The 2,224-nt window shown below is 66.7% G+C and carries 4 protein-coding genes; 1 reads left to right on the top strand and 3 read right to left on the bottom strand.

Annotated elements, in window-relative coordinates; translation table 11 throughout:
• On the bottom strand, positions 1–267 hold a 267-nt coding region (locus EBBID32_RS11305), incomplete at its 3' end, for a helix-turn-helix domain-containing protein (protein WP_037490201.1).
• A gap of 103 nt (positions 268–370) precedes the next feature.
• On the opposite strand from EBBID32_RS11305, the gene EBBID32_RS11300 reads away from it, so the two are divergent.
• Positions 371–829, top strand: a complete 459-nt coding sequence (locus tag EBBID32_RS11300; RefSeq protein ID WP_037490198.1) for a DUF6456 domain-containing protein — start codon at positions 371–373, stop codon at positions 827–829.
• A 97-nt stretch (positions 830–926) separates the two neighbouring features.
• On the opposite strand, the gene EBBID32_RS11295 is transcribed toward EBBID32_RS11300, so the two are convergent.
• The gene (locus tag EBBID32_RS11295; RefSeq protein ID WP_006956893.1) at positions 927–1,457 is read right to left on the bottom strand and encodes an NUDIX hydrolase; all 531 of its coding nucleotides are present in this window, start codon (positions 1,455–1,457) and stop codon (positions 927–929) included.
• Positions 1,454–2,131: a TPM domain-containing protein gene (locus EBBID32_RS11290; protein WP_006956892.1), complete on the bottom strand. Its 678-nt coding sequence runs from the start codon at positions 2,129–2,131 to the stop codon at positions 1,454–1,456. Before EBBID32_RS11290 ends, EBBID32_RS11295 begins: the two co-directional genes overlap by 4 nt.
• Positions 2,132–2,224: the final 93 nt, after the last annotated feature.

Below are 2,224 nucleotides of genomic sequence, written 5' to 3'. Positions count from 1 at the left end.
GGCGAGGGGGCGGGTCGGGGCGCGCGCGCCGTCCGGTCCCAGCAAAGCGGCGACCGGCACTTCGCTCTGCCCCGGCATGGCGACCAGTTCGGCGCTGGTGACGCCGAGCGCCAGCGCGATGCGGTTGAGCCATTTGATCGACACGGTGCGGGTGCCGGTTTCCAGCCGGCCGATCGTCTGGGCGGTGGTGGGCGGATCGCACAGCGCGCCGACCTGTTCCAGCGTCAGCCCCTTAACCTTGCGGACCTCGCGGATGCGGGTGATCATATCTGCCTCGCTGAATAACCTATTTGGTTTTCTCTTTCCTACAAACTATCCGCCATGGCAAGGGCTGATCTCCCCCCATTCCATCGTCCAAGGAGAAGGCCGCATGACCGCCACCCATGTTGAACAGACGATCGAGGACCCGCAAGGCCGCCATCAGACCATATTGGTCCATGTCGGCGAATCGCCGCTGGCCTGGCTCCATGCGCGCGGTCATCTGAGCGAGCGTCATTATGTCGCGGGCGATCGGCTGCGTACCGACTGGGAGAAAGCAGGGCTGGGCGCACGGGTCACGATGCGCTGGGATGCGGCACCGCGTGCGGGCGGGCAGTCTATGGCGGGGCGACAGCCGGACCCGACGCTGATGCAATTGTCCGCGCGCGAGCGCTTCGACGGCGCGATTCGGGCGGCGGGGCCGGGGCTGGCCGATATATTGTGGCGGGTGGTCTGTGCAGGGGAAGGGCTGGTCGCGGCAGAACGGGCCTTGGGCTGGCCCAGCCGGGCGGGCAAGCTGGTGCTGACGCTGGCGCTGGATCGGGTCGCGGGCTGGTATCGGGTTGGGTGAAGTTGGGGTGTGATGGGGGAGATCACGGGTGCAGGTTTCTTATAAATCCTCCCTTTTAAGGGGAGGATCGGCAAAGGTCTAAGCCTCGCCCAAGTCGTCAGGGGATCATGCCTGTGCCCAGCAGCAACAGCAGCTTGACGTCGATGGCATAGCCTTCATTGCGCCATGCGGTAACCTGCGCCGCCAGCCCGGCCAGCGGCACGCGGTGGACGTGGATATCCTCGCCATCGACGCCACCGCCGTCGCCGGTTTTCACCAGATCATGGGCGCGGAACAGGGTGAAGCTTTCCGCGACCATGCCCGGCGAGCTGAAAAATTCGCCGAGCGATTCAAGGCGGGCGGCACGATAGCCGGTTTCCTCCTCCAGCTCGCGGCTGGCGGCGATGCTGGCGTCCTCGTCCGCGTCATGATCGCCGACCAGCCCTGCGGGCAATTCGATGCAGCGCTTGCCCAGCGGCACCCGATATTGATCGACCAGCAGGACGTGATCCTGATCGACCGCCAGGATCACCGCTGCCTTGATGCCCCGCGCGCGGCCGACATATTCCCACTTGCCGCGTCGCTTGGCGGTGATGAAGCGTCCGGCCCACATCACTTCTTCGGGGGCGGACATATCCTGTTCGCTCATAATTCGATCAGCCTGTCGGGAAGTTCGTTGATGTCGTCATCAGCGCGCGGGAAATGGGCGGCCAGCACCAGCCCGACCTGCCGCACCGCCTGCGCCAGCCCTTCGCCCGCCCGCCCGGCTTTGATCGCCTCGATCAGGGCCGCCATCGCCGCGCCCCATTCTTCCGGCGCGACCTTGCCGTTGATCGCGGCGTCGGCGACGATTTCGGCGCGATGCTCGTCGAGCGAGAGGTAGATCAGCACCCCGGTGCGGCCATGGGTGCGCGCTTCGGCGGCGGTGCGGAACAGCAGGATCGCGCGCCGCCGCACCCGCCGCGCCCGCGTCGCGCGCGGGGTCATCCACATACGCAGCGCCGGGATCGCCAGCAGATAGCGGACGACAAGGAATTTCAGGATCAGCAGGCCCAGCAGCCCGGTCAGCAGTTTCCAGTCCGCCAGCTCATGTTCCCAATCGCGCAGCAGGGCGGACAGAAAATGGCGCAGATGTTCGGGAAAGGCCGCTACTACGGACAGGGCGATGAACACCGCTGCGATCGCCCAGTGCAGTCCGACATCATGATAGGCGTCGGACCGGCGCGTCACGATCGTCACGATCTCGCCCGATGTCTGCGCCTCTGCCTCCGCCACGGCGGCGGACACGAGGGCGTGGTCGGCGGCTGAAAGATGAAGCTGCATTACCAGTCCCCCGATGCGCCGCCGCCGCCGAAGCTGCCGCCGCCGCCCGAAAAGCCACCACCGCCGCCGCCAAAGCCGCCGCCACCCCAGCCG

The organism is Sphingobium indicum BiD32 (assembly GCF_000382885.1).
Taxonomy (GTDB): Bacteria; Pseudomonadota; Alphaproteobacteria; order Sphingomonadales; family Sphingomonadaceae; genus Sphingobium; species Sphingobium japonicum_C.
Note: the sequence above shows the minus strand (reverse complement) of the source record. Positions and strands in the feature narration are given on the sequence as shown.

Bases quoted from the DNA above. Each gene is read 5' to 3' on its own strand.
- EBBID32_RS11290 (WP_006956892.1), bottom strand. From the start codon at position 2,131: ATGCAGCTTCATCTTTCAGCCGCCGACCACGCCCTCGTGTCCGCCGCC.
- EBBID32_RS11300 (WP_037490198.1), top strand. From the start codon at position 371: ATGACCGCCACCCATGTTGAACAGACGATCGAGGACCCGCAAGGCCGC.
- EBBID32_RS11295 (WP_006956893.1), bottom strand. From the start codon at position 1,457: ATGAGCGAACAGGATATGTCCGCCCCCGAAGAAGTGATGTGGGCCGGA.